General features: G+C 38.3%; 19 protein-coding genes. All 19 read left to right on the forward strand.

Annotated features, from left to right (window positions below):
- Positions 1 to 29 precede the first annotated feature (29 nt).
- On the forward strand, positions 30 to 926 hold the full coding sequence (locus tag MHB40_RS04780) for a 2-dehydropantoate 2-reductase (RefSeq protein WP_205441800.1): 897 nt from the start codon (positions 30 to 32) through the stop codon (positions 924 to 926).
- A gap of 2 nt (positions 927 to 928) precedes the next feature.
- Positions 929 to 1,324 (forward strand): DUF3397 domain-containing protein, encoded by a 396-nt coding sequence (locus tag MHB40_RS04785; RefSeq protein ID WP_205441803.1) that lies wholly within the window; start codon positions 929 to 931, stop codon positions 1,322 to 1,324.
- A 131-nt stretch (positions 1,325 to 1,455) separates the two neighbouring features.
- Positions 1,456 to 1,701 carry a hypothetical protein gene (locus MHB40_RS04790; RefSeq protein WP_342442643.1) on the forward strand — a complete coding sequence of 82 codons (246 nt, stop codon included), beginning with the start codon at positions 1,456 to 1,458 and terminating at the stop codon, positions 1,699 to 1,701.
- A 68-nt stretch (positions 1,702 to 1,769) separates the two neighbouring features.
- Positions 1,770 to 3,386 (forward strand): bacillithiol biosynthesis cysteine-adding enzyme BshC, encoded by a 1,617-nt coding sequence (bshC, locus tag MHB40_RS04795; RefSeq protein ID WP_342442644.1) that lies wholly within the window; start codon positions 1,770 to 1,772, stop codon positions 3,384 to 3,386.
- Between the two features lie 254 nt (positions 3,387 to 3,640).
- Entirely contained in the window at positions 3,641 to 4,072 is a 432-nt protein-coding gene (gene mraZ, locus MHB40_RS04800) for a division/cell wall cluster transcriptional repressor MraZ (protein ID WP_004224832.1), read from the forward strand.
- A 61-nt stretch (positions 4,073 to 4,133) separates the two neighbouring features.
- Positions 4,134 to 5,084: a 16S rRNA (cytosine(1402)-N(4))-methyltransferase RsmH gene (gene rsmH, locus MHB40_RS04805; protein WP_342442645.1), complete on the forward strand. Its 951-nt coding sequence runs from the start codon at positions 4,134 to 4,136 to the stop codon at positions 5,082 to 5,084.
- Positions 5,085 to 5,456 carry a cell division protein FtsL gene (ftsL, locus tag MHB40_RS04810; RefSeq protein ID WP_205441822.1) on the forward strand — a complete coding sequence of 124 codons (372 nt, stop codon included), beginning with the start codon at positions 5,085 to 5,087 and terminating at the stop codon, positions 5,454 to 5,456.
- Entirely contained in the window at positions 5,453 to 7,681 is a 2,229-nt protein-coding gene (locus MHB40_RS04815) for a penicillin-binding protein (RefSeq protein WP_342442646.1), read from the forward strand. Before ftsL ends, MHB40_RS04815 begins: the two co-directional genes overlap by 4 nt.
- Before the next feature lie 57 nt (positions 7,682 to 7,738).
- Positions 7,739 to 9,655, forward strand: a complete 1,917-nt coding sequence (locus MHB40_RS04820) for a stage V sporulation protein D (protein ID WP_342442647.1) — start codon at positions 7,739 to 7,741, stop codon at positions 9,653 to 9,655.
- 125 nt (positions 9,656 to 9,780) lie between these two features.
- Positions 9,781 to 10,752, forward strand: coding sequence for a phospho-N-acetylmuramoyl-pentapeptide-transferase (gene mraY, locus MHB40_RS04825; protein WP_342442648.1), 972 nt, complete (start codon positions 9,781 to 9,783; stop codon positions 10,750 to 10,752).
- On the forward strand, positions 10,752 to 12,101 hold the full coding sequence (gene murD / locus MHB40_RS04830) for a UDP-N-acetylmuramoyl-L-alanine--D-glutamate ligase (protein WP_342442649.1): 1,350 nt from the start codon (positions 10,752 to 10,754) through the stop codon (positions 12,099 to 12,101). The genes mraY and murD overlap by 1 nt, the downstream gene beginning before the upstream one ends.
- Before the next feature lie 40 nt (positions 12,102 to 12,141).
- Positions 12,142 to 13,221, forward strand: coding sequence for a putative lipid II flippase FtsW (gene ftsW, locus MHB40_RS04835; protein WP_205441832.1), 1,080 nt, complete (start codon positions 12,142 to 12,144; stop codon positions 13,219 to 13,221).
- A gap of 21 nt (positions 13,222 to 13,242) precedes the next feature.
- Complete coding sequence (locus tag MHB40_RS04840; RefSeq protein ID WP_342442650.1) at positions 13,243 to 14,076, forward strand: cell division protein FtsQ/DivIB; 834 nt, start codon at positions 13,243 to 13,245, stop codon at positions 14,074 to 14,076.
- Complete coding sequence (locus MHB40_RS04845; RefSeq protein ID WP_342442651.1) at positions 14,054 to 14,782, forward strand: DUF881 domain-containing protein; 729 nt, start codon at positions 14,054 to 14,056, stop codon at positions 14,780 to 14,782. The genes MHB40_RS04840 and MHB40_RS04845 overlap by 23 nt, the downstream gene beginning before the upstream one ends.
- 125 nt (positions 14,783 to 14,907) lie before the next feature.
- On the forward strand, positions 14,908 to 15,627 hold the full coding sequence (locus MHB40_RS04850) for a DUF881 domain-containing protein (protein WP_243456034.1): 720 nt from the start codon (positions 14,908 to 14,910) through the stop codon (positions 15,625 to 15,627).
- A gap of 3 nt (positions 15,628 to 15,630) precedes the next feature.
- On the forward strand, positions 15,631 to 16,002 hold the full coding sequence (locus MHB40_RS04855; protein ID WP_004224852.1) for a small basic family protein: 372 nt from the start codon (positions 15,631 to 15,633) through the stop codon (positions 16,000 to 16,002).
- Positions 16,003 to 16,097: 95 nt separating this feature from the next.
- The gene (gene ftsA, locus MHB40_RS04860) at positions 16,098 to 17,381 is read left to right on the forward strand and encodes a cell division protein FtsA (protein WP_342442652.1); all 1,284 of its coding nucleotides are present in this window, start codon (positions 16,098 to 16,100) and stop codon (positions 17,379 to 17,381) included.
- A gap of 53 nt (positions 17,382 to 17,434) precedes the next feature.
- A complete protein-coding gene (ftsZ, locus tag MHB40_RS04865) occupies positions 17,435 to 18,592 on the forward strand; it encodes a cell division protein FtsZ (protein ID WP_205441840.1) in 1,158 nt (385 codons plus the stop codon).
- Positions 18,593 to 18,774: 182 nt separating this feature from the next.
- Positions 18,775 to 19,608 (forward strand): sigma-E processing peptidase SpoIIGA, encoded by an 834-nt coding sequence (locus MHB40_RS04870; RefSeq protein WP_342442653.1) that lies wholly within the window; start codon positions 18,775 to 18,777, stop codon positions 19,606 to 19,608.
- Positions 19,609 to 19,611: the final 3 nt, after the last annotated feature.

Consider the following 19,611-nt stretch of genomic DNA (forward strand, 5'->3'; position numbering starts at 1 on the left):
GAGCAGTAAAGATGGAAAGGGTGTAGACAATGAAAGTAGCGATAATTGGTGCAGGAGCAGTTGGTCAATTAACAGCAAGTTTTTTAGCAGAGTTTGGTGTGTCGGTGACGTTGGTTGCGAGAAGGCAGGAACAAGTAAATGAACTAAATGCCAAGAAGTTAACACGTATCAACGTTGATGGAACTAAAACTGTGCAAAGGGTTATTGCTACTACAGATTTGGCTAATTTACCAACGCACGATTTACTAGTGATTGCTGTTAAATACGGACATTTGCAAAAACTATACAAACCATTAGCTTCATTTCCGAATGATACGCCATTACTTTTTATGCAAAATGGCTTAGCGCATTTTGAGGAGGCACTAACCTTACCGCAAAAAAATATTGCCTTTGGTTCGGTGACCTTTGGTGCTCAATTGTTGGACCAATTAACGGTTCAGCATAGAGGAATAGGTCAATGTAAAATAGCGATAGAACGAGGAGAGCAGCAGGTCTTTCAAAAGCTACTACAATTACAGAATTCCCTATTTCCTATTGAATTGGCTAGTAATGCAGAGCAGATGCTTTTTGAAAAAGCGGTGCTTAATAGCTTAATAAATCCATTAACGGCTGTATTGCAAGTGAAGAACGGGGAGTTAGTGACTAATCAACAAGCGTTTTTACTTATGGAAAATATTTATCGAGAGCTTACAGAAGCTTTTGGAGATATTGAACACACCATATCTTTTAGTGATGTGATAGACTTATGTAGGAAAACGGCCAACAACACTTCATCTATGCTAGCGGATCGTCTACAGGGTCGAAAAAGTGAAATCGAAACAATTGTTGGTGTCATTCTGAATAAAGCTTTAGCAAACGGTCATAATTTACCTACTTTGCGTACTTTATATCACCAAGTACTTGCAATAGAGGAGAGCGGTGAATAACGTTGAAAGACCTTTTACATATAGTTATTAGTATCATTATTTTTTGTCCAATTGTTCTTTTTGTCATTGTTTATCTGGTTAGCAGAAAAGTTAAAATTCGTGGCACACATGCTTTTGGAGCAGCTTCTGATGTCACGACATTGTGCTTGTTTTTTTCTGTTCCGTTAGCTATTGGTGTGCTTTGGCGTGTAAATGTAGGGGCGCTTTTGGTGATACTTGCAATAATGATGGCCATGATTTTTACATATATTGATTGGCGGACTAAAAAGGAATTAGAAGTGAAGCCATTATTAAAGAAAATTTGGCGCTTTTTATTTTTAATACTTAGTACAGCGTATCTAGTAATTTGTATTGTGGGTGTCATTCAATCCATTGTGGAATATTTACAGGTTGTCTAAGCATTTTCTTTTCATGTTGAAGCTTTAAGCGTTAAAATAATAGCATTAAAATAGTTATAAAAATCATTCTATAGGAATGAGAATATTGATTGAATTCATAAACCTTAGTACTAGAAGCATAGTTCAGTGACATGGACGAAGTGCAAAGGTGGTCTCGAATTATTCATCTTGACCCAACACAGGTTTTTGTACCGAAAGCGAAAGCGGGTACAGAAAAATCCTTCTTGAGGGAGAGGGATGGCTTATTTCAACAAGTATTCAAATGCTTGCTGAAACATCGTCAAAAAGTATTTGATGCCCCAAAGCCGCTAATGGATGTCGCGGATTTTTCGAGCTATCTGAAAGTCGAGGCGACATTGAAAGCAACGTGTGCATAGTATGAATGAAATTCAATGTCTCGTTATGAGTTAGGAAATGATTTAGTGAGTAGAGGAGTTTATGTTAAATGAAACTGGAGTCAATCCAAGTACCTATAAAAAATCATGTGCTAGCAGATTACTGGTCGCCAAATACTGCCATTCATCAATTTTTTGAGTATGATTACAATGATCAAGCTTTTGAGAAAAGAGCGGAGCATTTAGCACAATATACCCGTGACCAAAAAGAGTTAACAGCAATCATCCGTCAATTTATGGAGCCACTCGGGTTATCCCAAAAAACGAATGAGCATTTAGAACAATTAGAGCAAGGAGCTATGGTAATAGTCGGTGGACAACAAGCAGGTATCTTAACTGGCCCTCTTTACTCCGTTCATAAAGCTATTTCAGTTATTGCATTAGCGAAAGAGCAAAGCGCAAAGCTTCAACAGCCTGTTATCCCTGTTTTTTGGATAGCTGGAGAAGATCATGACTTAGAAGAAATTAATCATACCTATACAGTACATGGGGAATTGCTAAAAAAGCGAACTTATGGTGAACGCTCTAGACGTAAAACGATGGCTTCTGCAACAGCCTTAAACAAAGAGTCGATGACGCAATTAATTAATACGATTATTCGAGATATTGGGGAAACAGAGTATACAGAAGCGCTGATTAAGCAATTAGTTGACGCGTTGAACGGTAGTGAAACATTTACGGATTTCTTTGCCTGTCTAATGCATCAATTATTCAAAGAGGAAGGCTTATTATTGATCGATGCCGCCGACTTTCAATTCCGTCAATTTGAAAGCAAATATTTTGCACAAATCATTCAATCCAATGAAGAAATTGCTAGAGTCGTAACGGAAAAGGAAGAGGAGCTTGAGCGTGCTGGCTATGGTAAGCCTATTTTGGCAACATATGAAGCCGCTAATTTATTTTATGTAGAGGATGGGGAGAGACATCTTTTAGAAAGAAAAAATGATCTATTTGTTAATTTAGCGGCTAACCTCAAATTTACACAAGAAGAGCTGTTAGAAATAGCGCTTAATCATCCTGAACGTTTAAGTAATAATGTAGTAACTCGTCCATTGATGCAGGAGATGACATTGCCAGTATTAGCGTTTGTTGGCGGACCAGGAGAGTTAGCTTATTGGGCAACACTGAAAAATGCATTTTCAGCTTTAGACTTACAAATGCCCATTTTTGCTCCACGCCTTCATATCACCATTGTCACTCGTCATGTAGAGCAATTATTACGTGAGCATCAACTAACTGTTACTGACGTATGGGAAGGAAAAGCGTTGCAAATGAAAGAACGCTTTATTGCAGATGTACAGGACATTGAAGCCAAACGTCAAATTCAAGCTATGCAGCAGTTGTTAACAGAAAAATATGAGGAGCTAGCCTCCTATTTAGAGAAACAGCATTTGCATTTAGATAAAATTCTTGAGAAAAATCAAGAAAATCATGCAAAGCAATTGGATTACCTGCAGCAAAAAATTGAACAAACTGTATTGAGTAAGCATGAAACGACTATTCGTAAATTTATGACACTGCAAAATGAATTGTATCCGAATGATGGTTTCCAAGAGAGAACCTTTAATCCATACCAATATTTCAATGAGTTTGGACCTATGTTAATTGCTGAAATGCTGAAGCAAAATTATAGCATCGGTAAACACCACTATTTACTTTATTTATAAAATCAATAAATAGATACTTTATACCTAAGTGGTAATTTGATATCATGTGAATTTGATGAATTATGTCGAGATAAATAGTATTTAAAGAGCTATCCTACTAAGGGTGGCTCTTTTTTTGTATCATTTAGCTTATATCAAAAAAATCCCTAAAGGTCTAATTGCACATTAAGAGATAAAATGTCAAGTTTTTTTTAAAAAAAGTGGAGGAAAGTGGGGGGATGTGGTACATTATTTAATAAAGTGGGGTGAGTAGTATGTTCATGGGAGAATATCAACACTCCGTTGATGCGAAAGGGCGATTAATCGTACCGGCAAAATTTCGTGAAGCTTTAGGCGAAACGTTTGTTGTCACAAGAGGTCTCGATAACTGTCTATTTGGCTATCCTATGAATGAATGGCGAAAACTCGAAGAGAAATTAAAAGGTTTACCGATGACCAAAAAGGATACACGAGCATTTGCAAGGTTTTTCTTTTCTGGAGCAACAGAGGTAGAAATAGACAAGCAGGGGCGTATCAATATCCCAGCTACTCTTATGCAACATGCACATCTAGTGAAAGAATGTGTGGTGTTAGGAGTTTCAAATCGAATTGAGATTTGGGCTAAGGATGCTTGGGAAGCTTACTTTAGTGAGTCTGAACAATCTTTTAATGAAATTGCAGAAAATATGATTGGCTTTGATTTTTAACTTTTATAGGCATTACAACGTGATAGTTGAATGAGGTTAAGGCCTGAGAGGAGCGAGTGGTATGTTCGATCATACAACCGTGTTATTAAAAGAAACTGTTGATGGGTTGAACATAGATCCTGATGGTGTATATGTGGACTGTACATTAGGCGGTGCAGGACATAGTGAATATCTAGTACAACAATTATCAGATAAAGGCCGTTTAATTTGTTTTGATCAAGATATGACGGCTATTGAAAATGCGAAAATTCGATTAGCACCTTATATTGAGCGTGTTACATTTATCCATTCGAATTTCCGTTACTTAAAGGAAGAGCTATTAGCTCATGGTATTGAGCAGGTTGATGGCATTTTATATGACTTAGGCGTATCTTCTCCACAATTAGATACACCTGAAAGAGGCTTTAGCTATCACCATGATGCACCACTTGATATGCGTATGGATCAAACTGCAACACTGACAGCATCAGAGGTAGTTAATCAATGGGCATACGAAGATCTAGTTCGTATATTTTTCCGTTATGGCGAAGAAAAGTTTTCCAAACAAGTAGCGCGTAAAATTGAAGAGGCTCGTAAAACAGCACCGATTGAAACAACAGGTCAACTTGTAGAATTAATTAAAGAGGGTATTCCAGCAGCGGCACGCCGAAAAGGTGGACATCCGGCAAAGCGCATTTTCCAAGCAATAAGAATTGCTGTCAACGATGAGCTAGGCGCAGCAGAGGATTCATTAGTCGATGCGATTGATATGATTAACGTAGGGGGGCGCATTAGTGTCATTACGTTCCATTCATTGGAGGACCGCCTATGCAAGACAATCTTTAAGGAAGCGTCATCATTACCGGAATTACCACCAAATTTACCTGTAATTCCTGATGACATGAAGCCAACTTTAAAGCTTATTACACGAAAGCCCATTATTCCTTCTGAGGAAGAATTGGCAGTTAATAATCGTGCGCGTTCAGCGAAGCTTAGAGTGGTGGAAAAAATTAACGACAAAGGGCGTGAGTAAATGGCAGCAGTTCGTGTAAGGCAACAGCACCAACATCAACAAGTGCAACAACCGATAACACCACCAAGTCCACAACCCACTATCATACGTCGTAAAAAAACGAACCAAAAGTTTGAAAAGACAATGCTAATTGTTTTAGTTGGTATTATTGCTGTATTAGGAATACTCGTGTTAAATAAACAAGCAGCGATTCAAACAACAAGTATAGACATTCAAAAAATCGAATCAGAAGCAGAAGAGATTGCGAAACAGAATGTTGACTTAACGGTTCGTGTAAGTGAACTTTCTACATACGAAAACATATGGAAAAAAGCCAAAGAACTCGGTTTAACTCAAAATGAGAAAAATGTAAAGGTAGTGCCGGGAGAATGAAAAAAAAGAGATTTCGATTCCAATGGGGAGCCTTTCTATTATTAATTTTTTATGGAGGGCTCTTTTTTCTATTATTTACAAGAATGGTGACATTACAGGCTACAGGAGAAGTAGAAGGACAAGAGCTTGCAGCAAGAGCAGCAGCTAAGTATGGGAAAGAAAGTGTGATTACAGCCAATCGTGGGAAGATTTATGATCAAAATGGACAAGTGATTGCGGAGGATACATTAAGTTATCGCATGATTGCCATTGTAAGTGAAAAAGCTACAACAGATCCTAAGAATCCACGACATGTAGTGGATTCCGAGAAAACGGCAAAAGTTCTAGCAAAATATATTCCAGCGATAAAGGAAAAGGAAGACGAGATTGTTAAAAAACTGAACAATCGATATAGAAGTGATGGTGAACCTTTATATCAAGTTGAGTTTGGTAGCGCAGGTCGTGGTATTAGTCACGAGGTCATGAGTAAAATAAAGGAAGAAAAATTACCAGGAATTCTATTTGTGAGTGACTTAAAACGTTATTATCCAAATGGTGTATTTGCCTCTCATTTAATTGGCTATGCTCTGAAAAAAGATAATAAAGATGGCACAGTCACTACAAAGGGAGAAATGGGCCTAGAATATACGTATGATAAAGAACTTACAGGCGTTAATGGCAAAGTGGAATATGAGACAGATGCTTTCCGCTATTTACTTCCAAACAGTGAGAAAATGATTACACCTGCTAAAAATGGGGACGACATTTATTTAACGCTCGATAAAACAATCCAAAGCTTTTTAGAGGAAGCAATGACAAAGGTAGAACAGGAATATAATCCTGAGTCTATGACCGCAGTTGTAGCAGATCCAAAAACCGGGAAAATTTTAGCGATGTCACAGCGTCCTACATTTAACCCAGAAACACGTGATAGTCAAAATATGAAGTGGCTGAATGAGGTAATTGAGGAAACGATTGAGCCTGGTTCAACGATGAAAACATTCACGCTTGCCTCTGCTATTGATACAAATACATGGGCTCCAAATGCAAAATACCAATCGGGTTCTTATACAGTACATGACCGAACAATTCGAGACCATAATCAGGTTGGATGGGGACCAATCCCTTATTTAGAGGGGTTCCAGCGTTCATCGAATACAGCCATGGCCAACTTATTAAAATTGATTGGCGATGATGTCTTTGTTGAATATTTAGACCGCTTTGGCTTTGGTCACAAAACAGGAATTGATTTACCGAACGAAGCAGCAGGTACTATTTTATCGAAGTATCCTATTCAACGCGTGACAACAACATATGGACAAGGGTCAACCGTAACACCTATCCAAATGATCCAAGCCATGACTGCCATTGCGAATGATGGTAAGATGATGCAGCCATATGTTATCGACCGTATCGTTGATTCCTCAACAGGAAAAGTTATTCAAAATCATGAGCCGGTAGAAAAAGGACAGCCAATAAAAGCTGATACAGCGAAACAAGTGCGAGAAATCCTTGCTTCTACATTAACCTCTGAATATGGTACTGCGAAGGATTTTGTACTAGAGGATTACGAGGTTGCAGGAAAGACGGGGACAGCCCAAATACCAAGAGCAGATGGTACTTATTCTTGGGGTGCTAACCAATTCCTATATTCATTTTTAGGAATGGCGCCTGTTGATGATCCACAGTTAATCATGTATGTCTCAGTGAAAAAACCTAAGCTGAGTAATGAGCTTGGATCTGTACCAGTATCAAAAGTCTTTAATCCAGTTATGTTAAATAGTTTAAAGCACCTTAATATCAATCCAGATGACGTGCAGCATGTTAATAAAGTCAGCATTCAGGATTATACAGGTCAAAGTGCTGAAGCGGTTGAAGTAGAATTGGGAAATGATGGATTACAACCAATCGTTGTTGGCAGTGGTGGTAAAATTATTGAACAATATCCGACGAACAGTCAAAAGCTCGTAAAAGGTAGTTTTGTATTTTTAAAGACTGATGGCGAAATAACATTGCCAGACTTTACGAATTGGTCGTTACGTAATTTACTAGTCTTCAAATCCATGACTGGACTAGAGATGGAAATATTCGGTGAAGGCTTTGTAGCCAGTCAAAGTGTTTCAGCTGGAACCGTCATTACTGATAGTTCACCGATTGTTGTCAAGCTCAAAACACCTGCTGAAAGCTTTGTACAAGATGTTGAAACTGCCTCTGAGGGTGAAGTTGAAGAAGTAGAGGATGAATAACACTGAATAGAAGTCCACTTTATTTCATACGTTGTAAAAAACAAGGTGTGATGTCGAATGAAGTGGATTTCTATCCATTCTAAAAAGCGTTTACGTATTTTATATGTGTTGTTTATGTGTGTAGCAGTGGCGATCGTTGTTAGGTTGTTCTTTTTGCAAGTATTAGATCAAAAAGATTTGACTACCAAGGCAGAGGAGAATTGGGACAGAGAAATTCCATTTGCGAATGAACGAGGGCATATAACAGATCGAGATGGAGAGAGTATTGTAACCAATAAGCTAGCACCCACTTTATATTTTATGCCCTCACAAAGTAATGATATTGAAGGGGCTGCTGAAAAAATTGCGCAAGTTCTAGAAGTGGATAAAGAGAAGCTATTAGAAAAAATGCAAAAAAAAGCTTACTTAGTGAAGCTAGCGCCTGAAGGCAAAAATATTTCTTATGAAAAAGCGGTAGAATTACAGGGTATGCAAATTGAAGGGCTATATAGTGGTGTTGATTATTCTAGAGATTATCCTTACGGCACGCTATTATCTCGATTTTTAGGTTTTACGGGCTATGATGCCCAAGGATTAGCTGGAATTGAATATGAATATGATAAATTCCTGCAGGCTAATTCTTCTGCTATCCGTCTCTTTACAGATGCAAAAGGTAATAACTTGCCTAATGTTTCAAGTGCTTGGAAAGCAGGGGAGGATGGTGCAACGATCGAGCTAACAATTGACGTCGATGTACAACAAGTCGTGGAGCGTGAAATATCGCAAGCTATGAAGCGCTATGAAGCTGACCAAGCATTGGCTATCGCTATGGATCCAAACACTGGCGAAATCTTGGCATTAGCCTCTTATCCGACTTTCCATCCAGCTGAATATCAATTAGTAGAGCCAGCCATCTACAATCGAAATTTACCCGTATGGATGACGTATGAGCCAGGTTCTACCTTTAAAATTATTACCCTGAGTGCCGCGTTGGAAGAAAACTTAGTGGACTTGGAGCATGAAACCTTTTATGACCCAGGTTATACGATGGTGGCGGGAGCAAAGCTTCGCTGTTGGAAACGTGAAGGACATGGTCATGAAACATTTTTAGAGGTAGTTGAAAACTCTTGTAACCCAGGATTTATAGAATTAGGTCAGCGTCTAGGCAATGAGCGACTACTACAATATATTAAAGATTTTGGTTTTGGAAAAAAGACAGGTTCTAATATAGCTGGTGAAGCATCTGGGATTTTATTTTCTAGGGAAGCCTTTGGTCCTGTTGAGCAAGCCACCACTTCATTTGGGCAAGGGGTAGCCGTGACACCTATTCAGCAAGTTCAAGCGGTTGCTGCTGCCATTAATGGAGGCAAGCTTTATACGCCATATGTTGTGAAAAAGGTATTTAATCCAAATACAGGAGAAGTCATACAAGAAACGGAACCAGTGGTGAAAAATCAGGTGATTCGTGAGGAGACCTCTGCTAAGGTTCGCGGTGCTTTAGAATCGGTAGTGGCGAATGGTTCAGGGCGACAAGCCTTTCGCGATGGACTGCGAATTGGTGGTAAGACTGGAACAGCGCAGAAAGTTGAAAATAGCCGTTATAAAAGTGGAGAATACATCGTATCTTTTATAGGGTTTGCACCAGCAGACAATCCACAAATTGTCGTCTATGTAGCTGTTGACAATCCGAAAAAGACAACACAGTTTGGTGGCGTTGTAGCAGCGCCTATAGTGGGGCAAATTATTGAAGATGTTGCACCTTTTGTAGGTATTGAAAAATCGAAGGAACAACTTGAAAAGGATTATCGTTATGGTGACCCAATTACTGTGAAGGTACCGAATTTTATTGGTCAAACGAAGGATGATATTGCCAAGCAATTTTACCCATTCCGCATTGAGTGGCATGGAGAAGGGACTAAAATTGGTAATCAGTTACCTGAAGTGGATAGTGTTATCAAACAAGATGGTACCATTCATTTATATTTGGAGAACTAAAATAACTTTACCTTTAAAAAATGGGAAAGAACCACTATTATTATGAAGGGTAGTAATAAATAAATGAAAGTTAATGCTTTTTTCTTAAAGAAGAAAGTGAAACAAGATTTAAAGGAGATTTTTCAATGAAACTCGCAACAACACTTACCATCTTAGCTCTTGCTTTTATAGTAACAGTTATCCTGGCACCAATTAGTATTCCACTTCTTCGTCGTCTAAAATTTGGGCAAAGTATTCGAGAAGAGGGACCAAAATCACATATGAAAAAAGCTGGTACACCAACAATGGGAGGCATTATTTTCTTAATATCCATCCTCCTAACAACTGTTGGTGTAGGTAGCTTTTTAGATTTATTAACGACACAGACCGTAGTACTTTTATTAGTATTAGCAGGATTCGGCTTAATAGGTTTATTGGATGATGGTTTAAAGGTTGTCTTTAAAAGAAATTTAGGTTTAACCTCTCTTCAAAAATTGATTGGTCAAATTGTTATTGCAATTCTTGCGTATTTCCTTCTAGAAGTAGGGTCATTTGATAAAACACTAGCCATTCCATTTACGGAGTGGACAATTGATCTTGGCGTATTCTATATAGCCTTTTTAATTTTCTGGTTAGTAGGCTTCTCCAATGCAGTAAATTTGACGGATGGACTAGACGGGCTAGTGGCGGGTACTGCTTCCATTGCCTTTGCAGCATTTGGTGTTATTGCGCTATTCCAAAGTCAGGCAGATATTGCACTATTTTCGTTTGCTGTAACAGGTGCTTTATTAGGCTTTTTATTATTTAATGCCAATCCTGCAAAGGTATTCATGGGGGATACGGGGTCATTAGCATTAGGTGGAGCATTAGCTATGGTATCTGTCTTAGTAAAAGAAGAGTTCTTGCTTTTACTAGTCGGCTTAGTGTTTGTCATCGAAACACTTTCCGTTATTTTGCAGGTAGGTAGCTTTAAGCTTCGAAAAAAGCGTATTTTTAAAATGAGCCCTATTCATCATCATTTTGAATTATCAGGTTGGTCAGAGTGGAAAGTAGTGCTTGTCTTCTGGTCAACTGCCTTAGCAGTAGCATTAATTGCAGTCTTATCGGAGGCGTTCTAATGAAAAACTATACAGATTTACAACATAAAAAAGTGCTTGTGTTAGGTCTAGCCAAAAGTGGTGTGGCCGCTGCTGAAATTTTACACGAGCTTGGCGCATTTGTAACAGTTAATGATTCGAAACCATTTGATGAAAGTCCTGATGCACAAGGATTATTACAGAAGGGGATTACAGTAATTTGTGGTCGCCATCCTGAAGATTTACTTGATGAAGGCTTTGAATTAGTGGTTAAAAATCCAGGAATACCTTATAGCAATCGAATTGTGGCAGATGCTCTTAGTCGAGAGATTCCAGTCTGGACAGAGATTGAGCTAGCTTATTTAATTAGCGATGCACCATTTATTGGTATAACAGGTTCGAATGGTAAAACAACGACGACAACTTTAATATTCGACATGTTAAATAACGGCAGTAAAAATTCATTAATTGCTGGAAATATAGGGACAGTAGCTTGTGGTGTCGCAAAAGAAGCTAATAAAGATGACATCATTGTAACAGAATTGTCTTCATTCCAATTGATGGGGATCAAAACGTTTAAGCCTAAAATTGCTATTTTGACAAACCTTTATGATGCACATCTAGACTATCACGGAACATTTAATAATTATGCTGAAGCGAAGTTTGGTGTTACTCGAAATCAAGATGACAGTGACTATTTTATTTATAATGCTGACCAACCGATAGTGGTTGGATACGCAGCACAATCTAATGCACAAAAAATTCCATTCAGTTCTAAGGGATGTACTACAAACGGCATTAGTGCAGATGATACAACAATTTATTGGCAAGGCGAACCATATATGGATCGTGCCAACATTGCCCTACCTGGTAAGCATAATTTAGAAAACATCTTAGCAGCCGTAGCAGCTTGTATTTTATTTGGCTGTGACAAAGAGAAGATGGAAGAGGTTTTAGCGACATTTGGTGGAGTGAGACACCGTACACAATTTGTACGTGAGTGGGATGGTCGAAAGATTTACAATGACTCCAAGGCAACCAATTGTTTAGCAACAAAGAGTGCTTTAGATGCTTTCCAAGCACCTGTCATTTTACTCGCAGGTGGCTTAGATCGTGGACATTCTTTTGAAGAACTTCGCCCTTGTATGAATCATGTAAAGGGTGTTGTTGCATTTGGAGAAACTGGCTTACGCTTTGTCGAATTTGCAAAATCGTGTGGTGTCCAACAAACTGTCATTGCACAAAATGTAGAAGACGCTGTTCACTATGCAGCACCGATGTCTGCAGAAGGAGATGTTATTTTACTATCTCCAGCATGCGCAAGCTGGGACCAATATGACAGCTTTGAAATACGTGGAGATGTTTTTATTGATGCTGTAATGAAGCTGTAATGAGCCTGTAACTATTTTAGAATATACTTGACTTGGAAGGATGGCATTACTGAGAGGTAAAGAAAGCTACTTATTGCTCGTCACAACTTTGATGCTATCAATAATCGGCATTATTTTCGTCTATTCTGCAGGTACCTATTGGAGTGCCGTTCATTATAGTGGAAAAATGCCGTTTTATATGAAGCAAAGCATATACTTTGTTGTAGCCATTGTCGTATTTTTAATCACGATTCGATTAAATATTTTGAGAGAGCAGTCCTTTTGGAAAATGGCCTATATATTTTCGTTAATTTTACTCGTTCTTGTACTGATTCCTGGTATAGGACTCGTGCGAAATGGTTCCCAAAGCTGGATTGGTGTAGGTCCATTAACAATTCAGCCAGCAGAACTAACGAAAATTACCGTCATTGTGTACTTGAGCCACATATTAGCACAACATAAAACAGGCAAGCCAGTTGTTAACTGGCGACATGGGTTCATCCTGTTATTACCTGTAGTTCTCATCATGTTGCAGCCGGATTTTGGCTCAGTATTTATTCTTGTTGTATCTGTGTTTTTATTATTTTTTGTCGCTGGTTATCCTCTAAAACTATACGCCATGATTATGCTAGCAGGGGTTGCTGGGTTGGTAGGTCTCATTGCGACAGCACCATATCGTCTAAAGCGTATAGAAGCATTTCTTGATCCATGGGCTGATCCCTTGGTTAGTGGGTTCCAAGCGGTGCAATCTTTAATGGCAATCGGTCCAGCAGGGATTTTTGGACATGGCTTTGGACAAAGCCGACAAAAGTTTTTGTATTTACCAGAGCCTCAAAATGATTTTATTTACGCCATTATTTTAGAAGAAGTCGGATTGATTGGTGGCCTCTTTATTTTAGCGCTTTTTGTACTAACGATCTATGCAGGCTATAGATTTGCTGTACAGGCTAAAAACCGAACGTCCTATTATGCGATTATCGGGCTTGTCACAATGCTCATGGTGCAAGCTTTTCTAAATATAGCTGTAGTAATAGGTTTAGTGCCAGTAACGGGTGTCACATTACCATTTATTAGCTACGGTGGAACATCTTTAGTAACAATGTGGTTAATAATAGGTATTATTTATCAATTAGCGAAATAAATATAAAGGAGGAGTACTTTTTTGGAGAAAGTAATTGATATAGAAGATCGTATACCTACGCTAAAAAAGCGACGAAAAAAGCGTACAAACCGGAAATTTATAGTGCTAATATTACTTTTCTTTATTGTGTTAGCAGTACTCCTTTATTTTCAATCTCCATACAGTAACATCAATAAGATCACAGTCAATGGCGCAAAGCTAGCGAATGACCAGTATTATGTGGAGGCAAGTACTCTTGCACCAGGTAAATCAATGTGGAGTTTCAAAGTGGAAGATATTGAGCAGATTTTATTAAAGGATAAATGGGTTAAAGAAGCACATGTTAAACGTAACTGGTTACAAGGCGTAACGATTGATGTTAAAGAATGGAAAAAAGTTGCGTACTTAGCTGGGGACGGCACTTATTATCCTTTGCTAGAAAACGGCAAGCGCTTTGAACAAACAGGGAATGATACGCCCATTGATGCACCTGTTTTTATCGGGATAACTGGTGAAAAGACCATTAATAAGCTTGTTGAACAGCTAGCACAACTAAAGCCAGAAGTATTAGCTTTAATTTCCCAGGTTAACACGAATAGTAATGAGGCGAATCCCAATGCAGTCAAGCTTTATATGAATGATGGCTATGAAGTTCGTGCTGTTATTCAGACACTAGCGCAAAAGTTAAATTACTACCCCTCTATTGTCGCTCAAATTGCCAACTTGGAAAAAGGTGTGATTGATTTAGAGGTCGGTTCATACTATCGTCCTTTTAACGAGGAATACAACAAGATGAGTATTGACATGGAAGCGAATGCAGATGGGGAATTGGTTAACCAGGAAGTGACGGACGATGAACAACAAGAAGAAGAATAGCAAAGGGAGTTTTTTTACTAGAAAACAATTTGAATTACTAATTGTTTGTGTAACAACAGGATTTATCATCGGCTATTCATACAACCAGGCGAAAGATAATCGAGAAGCAGGTACTATTGATTCTGAGCTTTTTGAGCAAGAAGATTCTTATCGTGAAGAGCTAATCACACAACAAGAGCGCAATAAAGAGCTCACTGAAGAACTAAATAATTTACAAGAACAGATTCGAAAGTATGAAAAATCCTTTGCTTCAAACGAGAAAGACTATAAGCAGCTTGTTGAGCAAGCAGAAGATTTACGGCTATTGCTTGGTGAACTAAAGAGTGAGGGGAAAGGGATACGCATCACCCTCCAGGATGGGGACTATGATCCGAAATCCTTGAATCCAAATGACTATATTGTCCATGAAAGTCATGTTTTTAAATTGTTAAATGAACTGAAAATTTCAGGTGCACAAGCTATCGCCATAAATGGACAACGTGTGATGGCTAGTTCTTATATCCGCTGTAATGGACCTGTGATAACCATTGATGGCACACAACATCCAGCTCCGTTTGTGATAGAAGCAGTTGGTGATTCAGAAACATTAATGGCTTCTTTAAATTTAAACGGAGGTGTAGTGGATCAGTTATTAAATGACAATATTGTGGTGTCATTAGAAGAAAATCAAAAGCTTTCAATGCCAAAGGTAAAAGTAGAAAGTTAAGGACAAGCTCTATAATTCAAGTTTAAAGTCTAATTTAGCCTCCAGTTACATAGTCGATTGTAGATATAGATTACAATTTAAAATCGTATTCTGAGGGGCATACGATACGTCTAGGAGGGGCTATTTTGAAAAGAAATATGTACACCCGAATAACGATCGTGCTATTTATTATCGGTTTGATGATAGCGGTACAATACAATACCATACAAAAACCAGCTGAGCGAGATACACGAGATATTTGGGCAATAAGAGAGGAATTAGCACAAGAAAAGCAAAGACATTCCGCATTACTGGCAGAAATTCGCTCACTTCATGAAGTAGTGGATCGCTATGAGCAATCTGAAAAAGTAAATCAGCAAGCAGCCTTAAATGAAACATTAAATCGTTTAAAGTTGCAAGCAGGATTAACAGAAGTTATTGGACCAGGTGTCGTACTTCGTGTTGAACCTGCACCTGAATTGATTGAAATGGGCTATGAAATTAAAGAAATTTCACCCGATTTGTTAACTCAATTATTAAATACCCTTTTTAAGAACGATGCTACTAGTGTCGCAATCGATGGTAATCGTGTAGTACAAACGACTGCCATACGGGATATAAATGGTAAGACAACAGTAAACAGTATACCACTGTCTTCACCTTCTTTTGAGCTATTTGTTGGGACAAGCAATTATAAAGCAGCACAAAAAATGTATAATTCATTGCAGGCCTCAACATTTATAGACTCATTTTATTTAGACAATTTTAATTTAGTAATTGAAGAACCAAATGAACAGTTACTAATTCCAGCATTTGATCAGCCGTTGACAAATGATTATTTAGCAGAGGTAAAAAAAGGAGATTAATATATGTGGCTACCATTTTTAGGTTTGATATTTGGACTTGCCCTTGGCTTGTTAACAAATATACAAATCCCCTCTATGTATGAAAATTATCTGTCAATAGCTGTTTTAGCAGCTTTAGATACATTATTTGGAGGTATTCGTGCTCAATTACAGCAAGTTTACGATGATAAAGTTTTTGTATCAGGATTCTTTTTTAATATAGTTCTAGCAGCAGGATTAGCTTTTATAGGAGTGAATTTGGGGATAGATTTGTATTTAGCAGCCATTTTCGCTTTTGGAGTACGTTTATTCCAAAATATAGCAATAATTAGGCGGATATTACTAACTCGGTTAGATGAGAAACGTCACAAGCGAAAAAAAACTTCCATAGAATGAGAGAAAAATTGACCAAAATACTCGATTTGCTTAGACATTATGCCAAATTTACAATAGAATGAAAACAAGAGCATTTTTCAAGGAGGTGCAGCGAATTGAATCATCAAGATTTATACATTTCCCTTGATATTGGGTCCTCCTCTGTCAAGGTATTAATAGGTGAAATGAGTGACGGGCAATTACATGTAATTGGCGTCGGAAATGTAAAGTCGAATGGAGTTCGAAAAGGTGCAATTGTTGATATTGATGCAACAGTACAATCTATTCGAAAAGCAATAGAACAGGCTGAACGTATGACAGGTTATCAAATCCATGAAGTCGTTTTAGGCGTTCCAGCTAACCAGACGATGTTACAGCTAGTTAAAGGTGTTGTCGCTGTAAATAGTGAAAATAGAGAAATTACAGATGATGATTTAGACAGAGTGGTAGAATCTGCACAAGTCATGTCAATACCTCCTGAACGTGAATTAGTTAACATCATTCCAAGACAGTTTATTGTAGACAACCTTGATGAAATAAAAGATCCTCGTGGTATGATTGGCATCCGTCTAGAAATGGATGCAACAATGATAACAACATCCAAAACGCTTTTACACAATGTTCTTCGCTGTGTCGAGCGAGCGGGTTTAAGTATACGAGAAATATATTTGCAACCATTAGCATCAGGCTACTTTGCATTAACAGAAGATGAAAAAAACCAAGGAACTGCCTTTATTGACTTAGGTGGCGGATCTACAACAATCACAGTATTTGAAGAGGGATTATTAACGCATACGGGTGTCATACCAGTTGGTGGTGATCATATAACGAAAGATATTTCAATCGTTTTAAAAACACCAACAGAACAAGCAGAACAAATTAAACACCAGTTTGGACATGCCTTCTATGATGACGCTTCTGATGACGAGCTCTTTGAAGTGCCTGTCGTAGGTACAGATTCTACTGATCAGTACAGCCAACGCTATATATCGGAGATTATCGGTGCTAGATTAGAAGAATTACTAGAGTTAGTTATTGATGAATTAGCACGTTTAGGTGTTAGAGATTTACCAGGTGGAGTTGTTTTAACTGGTGGTGTTGCAAAGCTTGAGGGGATTGCCCAATTAGCACGTCAAATTCTACAAACGCGTGTTAGAATCTATACACCCGATTATATCGGTGTTAGAGAGCCTTCATTTGCGACGGCAGTTGGACTTATTCGTTACGCCTATTTAGAAGATGATTTTTACGGTAAAAGTACGAATACGCAGCCTGTTGAATATGCAGTTGTAGGGGCTCAATCAGCTATAAGCAAAAAGCAAGAGTATTCTGCACCTTCAGAACCAAAAGAAAGCGTAATTGGGAGAGCAAAAAAATTATTTGATAAGTTTTTTGATTAACTAGAATGCGTAATGAATGATACAGAGTCGAGTTACCGTGGGAGGAAAAAGATATGTTAGAATTTGATACAAGTGTTGATGAACTTGCAGTAATAAAGGTCATAGGTGTTGGTGGCGGCGGTAACAACGCTGTCAATCGAATGATAGAACATGGTGTACAAGGTGTTGACTTTATCGCGGTTAACACGGATGCACAGGCATTAAATTTATCCAAAGCGGAAGTGAGGCTACAAATTGGGGCTAAATTAACGCGTGGATTAGGTGCAGGTGCAAATCCTGAAGTAGGAAAAAAAGCTGCAGAAGAGAGCAGAGAACAGCTAGAAGAGGTTTTACGAGGTGCAGATATGGTATTCGTGACTGCTGGTATGGGCGGTGGAACGGGTACTGGTGCAGCACCAGTGATTGCACAAATTGCACGTGAATTGGGAGCTCTTACAGTAGGTGTTGTAACACGTCCATTCACTTTTGAAGGTCGTAAGCGTCAAACACAAGCAATCGGTGGAATTGGCGGTATGAAAGAATCTGTGGACACACTGATTGTGATACCAAACGACAAGCTATTACAAATAGTTGATAAATCAACGCCAATGTTAGAAGCCTTTAGAGAAGCCGATAATGTTTTACGTCAAGGTGTACAAGGTATTTCAGATTTAATTGCTACACCTGGTCTTATTAACTTAGACTTTGCAGACGTGAAAACGATTATGTCTAACAAAGGTTCAGCCTTAATGGGAATTGGTATCGCAACAGGCGAAAACCGAGCTTCTGAAGCGGCGAAGAAAGCTATCTCAAGTCCATTGCTTGAATCATCCATTGATGGCGCTAAAGGTGTTCTTATGAACATCACAGGTGGTTCAAATCTTAGCTTATTTGAAGTACAAGAAGCGGCAGATATCGTAGCTTCAGCGTCAGATGAAGAGGTAAATATGATTTTCGGTTCTGTCATTAATGAAAATCTTAAAGATGAAATCATTGTTACGGTCATTGCGACAGGCTTCACAGAGGAAGCTTTACAGCAACAACGCCCTACAGCAAAACCGACACTTAACATGAACAGACAATCTGCTCCACAGCAACAAGCACCAATTCGTGAACAACGACAAGAAATGCATGTTCAACATGAGCAGCCACGTCAAAATCAGCAAAATTATGCACAGGATGACATGCTTGAGGTTCCTGCATTTTTACGTAACCGCAAAAATCGTGGTTAACTAACTTCTAAAAAGCTCGTATTTTACATATGTAAAATACGAGCTTTTTATATTGGCTGTCATGATGTTCAAATGTGTAAGGAAACCATGTTTTTTGTCAAAACATTTTTAGGAAATGATGCGATTGTTTGACAATATTTGTGGGAGTAACGTGCTAACTTTGTAAGTAGGAGGCGGCTGTTATGTATGGAGAATGGCTGGTGCTCATTAATACGCTTTTTAATCTAGCGATACTCACGTTTACGGCAAGAGTAACAGGAGTCCTTGTAAAAAATTCAAGATTATTAATGAGTTCTATTTGTAGTAGTTTTGTAGCTGTCATTGGCGGTCAAATGCTGTGGACGACAATTCTTAGTTTTATATTGTTAATTGGTATAGCGTTTCACTTCAAGATTCGAAGCTTTCAGAAGCAAGGACCGATTGTATTAACAGCAACGATCGTTATTGGCGGATTGTTAACAGCTCTACAACCTTTTTTAAAAAATCTTTCTGCCACCCATTTCATTATGATTTGCTTTTTGCTTGCCGTTTTAAATCTTGTTGCATTTTATAAGCAATGGGGTTTTGTAAAGTTAGAACGCTTAAGTGGTCAATTTGTATTTGATACAACTTTAACAATCTTTGGGGCAAAGATACCACTTTCGGCCTTTGTAGACACAGGAAATCAAGCCATTGAGCCATTATCAGGAAAACCGGTTCATTTCGTTTCCTATACTGCTTTGAGGCCACATTTACCTTCAGCGTTCCGGGAATCATTAATGGAATGGCAAGAAACAGATCCGTACAATGTATCTATGTTTTCAGAAGATTATCAGCGTTATATACGATTTATTCATGTCAATACCGTACAACAGCAAACCGTTGTCCTTGGTTTTCGCTTTGATGAGTGGCATATAAAGGGGGAGCCATCGCAAGTGAAAATGAATGAATATATCGTTTTAACCAAAAAAGCTAAAAATTTTCCACATAGCACAGCAGCAATTTTACATTTTTCAGCGCTTTCAAATAACTCATAGAGG

It is taken from the genome of Lysinibacillus sp. FSL K6-0057 (assembly GCF_038630885.1).
GTDB classification, from domain to species: Bacteria; Bacillota; Bacilli; order Bacillales_A; family Planococcaceae; genus Lysinibacillus; species Lysinibacillus fusiformis_F.